General features: G+C 39.5%; 1 protein-coding gene. It reads left to right on the forward strand.

The window, feature by feature from the left end; genetic code table 11:
- On the forward strand, positions 1-2,704 hold a 2,704-nt coding region (locus FC46_RS09650), incomplete at both ends, for a DUF1542 domain-containing protein (protein ID WP_157046838.1).

The following is a 2,704-nucleotide window of genomic DNA, read 5'->3' on the forward strand; positions in this document are numbered from 1 at the left end:
AGAAGTAATTAACGGTTCAGACAACCTTAGCGATAGCGAAAAGCAAGACTTGATCAAACAAGCAACTGATGCAGCAAATGAAGCCAAGGACAAGATTAACGCAGCAACAACCAATGATGATGCAGTTCAAGCAGGTCAAGACGGTAAGACAGCAATCGAAAAGGTAGTACCAACAAGTTTGGAAGATGCTAAGAAAGCTGCAAGCCAAGTAGTAGACGATGCTTTGAATAAGAAGTTAGATGAAATCAAAGCTAACACTAACTTAACTGACGAAGAAAAAGCTAAGTTAGAAAGCGATGCAAATTCTGCCGCAGCTACTGCTAAGGAAAATATTGCTAAGGCAACAACTAACGATGCAGCAACCCAAGCAGGTCAAGATGGTAAGACAGCGATTGAAGCTGTGACAGTTCCAACTGATTCAGGTGCTAAGAAAGCAGCAAAAGAAGCAATTGATGAAGCAGCCAAGACTAAGAACGATACAATTGACGCTTCAGATTTAACAACTGAAGAAAAGACTGCTTTGAAGGAACAAGTTGCCGATGCAGCAAAAGCAGCTAAGGATAATATCGACGCTGCTACTAAGAGCGATGATGTTTCTAAAGCACAAAAAGATGGTGAAAATGCCATCAATGATATTGCCGTTCCTGATTCTGCCGTTAAAACTGATGCAATCGATGCAATTAATACTGCTTTAGCTGACAAGAAGACTGCCATCAACGGTACTAACTTAACTGATGAAGAAAAAGCTGCTTTAGTTGAAAAAGCTCAAAAACTTGCTGATGATGCTATTGCTCAAATTAAGGAAGCAACAACCAATGATGCTGTAACTACTGCTAAAGAAAATGGCGTCCAAGCTATTAAGGACATGAACGTTCCAACAAATTCAGATGCTAAGCAAAAGGCTACAGCAAGTATTGATGAAGCAGCAGAAGCAGCTAAGAATGCTATTGAAAACACTAATGGTTTAACTGATAGTGAAAAGCAAGCTGCCAAGAACCAAGTTGATGCTGATGCTACAGCAGCTAAGAACGCAATCAACGATGCCAAGACTAACGACGCTGTTACTGAAGCTATCAATAACGGTACTGTAGCAATCAATAAAGATGCCGCAAATGCCGCAATTGATGGTGCTTTAGCTGAAAAGAACAACGCTATCGATGCAGTTTCTGAATTAACAACTGAAGAAAAGCAAGCTGTTAAAGATGAAGCTAAAACTGCTGCAGACAATGCTAAGACAGCAATTAATAATGCAACTACTGTTTCCGATGTTGAAACTGCAAAGAACACTGGTATTGAAAACATCAAGAATGTAGCAGTTCCAACTGAATCTCAAGCTAAGAACGATGCAATTACTGCAATCGATGAAGCTTTGAAACAAAAGACTGCTGCAATTGAGAAGGCTGATTACTTAACTGATGAAGAAAAGACAAGTTTAACTAATCAAGCTAAAACTGCAGCTGATAACGCTAAGACAGCAATCAATAGTGCTGCCGATAACGATGCAGTTAAGGCGGCTAAAGAAGCTGGAGTTTCTGCGATTAATGCGGTAGATGTTCCTTCAACTTCTGCAGTTAAGGATGCCGCAATTAAGGTTGTTGAAGAAGCGGCTGAAGCTAAGCGCAATGCAGTTAATAATGCACCAAACTTAACTCAAGATGAAAAACAAGAAATCATTGATGAAGTTAATGCTGCTGAAAAGACGGCTAAAGATGCAATCAATTCTGCAACTACTACTGAAGCTGTAACAAATGCCCAAACTACTGGCGTTGATGCAATTAGTAAGATCACTATTCCAACTAACTCTAAGGTTAAGGACGCTGCAGTTGCAGAAATTGACGCAGCTTTGAAGACAAAACTTGCAGAAATTGATCAAGCTACTAAGTTAACATCTGATGAAAGAAATGTTTTGATCACAGACGCTAACAATGCTGGTCTTGACGCTCTTGATAAGATTGAAGTTTCAACTGAATCTAAAGTTAAGCAAGCTGCCAAAGATGCAGTCAAACAAGCTGCTGATACTAAGATTGACAGTATCAACAACGCTTCAGATTTAACTTCTGAAGAAAAGGCTGATTTAATTAAACAAGTCAACGATATTGTTTCTCAAACAAACAACAACATCGACGAAGCTCCAACTAATGCAGATGTTGAAACTGCAAAGAACACCGGTATTTCATCTATCAACGGCATTACAATTCCGTCAACTTCACCAGCTAAGGATCAAGCAAACAGCGATATTGACAAGGCTGCCGAAGATGCTAAGAAGGCCATTGATGAAATTCCAGGATTAACTGAAGATCAAAAGCAAGCTGCTAAGAACCAAGTTGATGAAGATGCTAAGACAGCTAAAGATAATATCAACAATGCAACTTCTGATGAAGACGTCAAGAAGGTAATTGATGATGGACTTGTAGCAATCGATAAGAACACTGCTAAGGCTGCAGTTGATGGTGCAGCAGCTGTTAAGAATAATCAAATTAACAACAGCAACTTGACCAGTGAAGAAAAGCAAAACTTGATTGATCAAGTAAACAACGCAGCTAATGATGCCAAGGGCAAGATCGATTCAGCAACTACTCAACAAGGTGTTACTGATGAAAAGAACACTGGTATCGAAAACATCAATAAGGTAACAGTTCCAGAAAACTCTCAAGCTAAGCAAGATGCAATCAAGGCAATTGACGATGCTGCAGATGCTAAGAAG

It is taken from the genome of Lactobacillus kalixensis DSM 16043 (assembly GCF_001434335.1).
GTDB lineage: Bacteria > Bacillota > Bacilli > Lactobacillales > Lactobacillaceae > Lactobacillus > Lactobacillus kalixensis.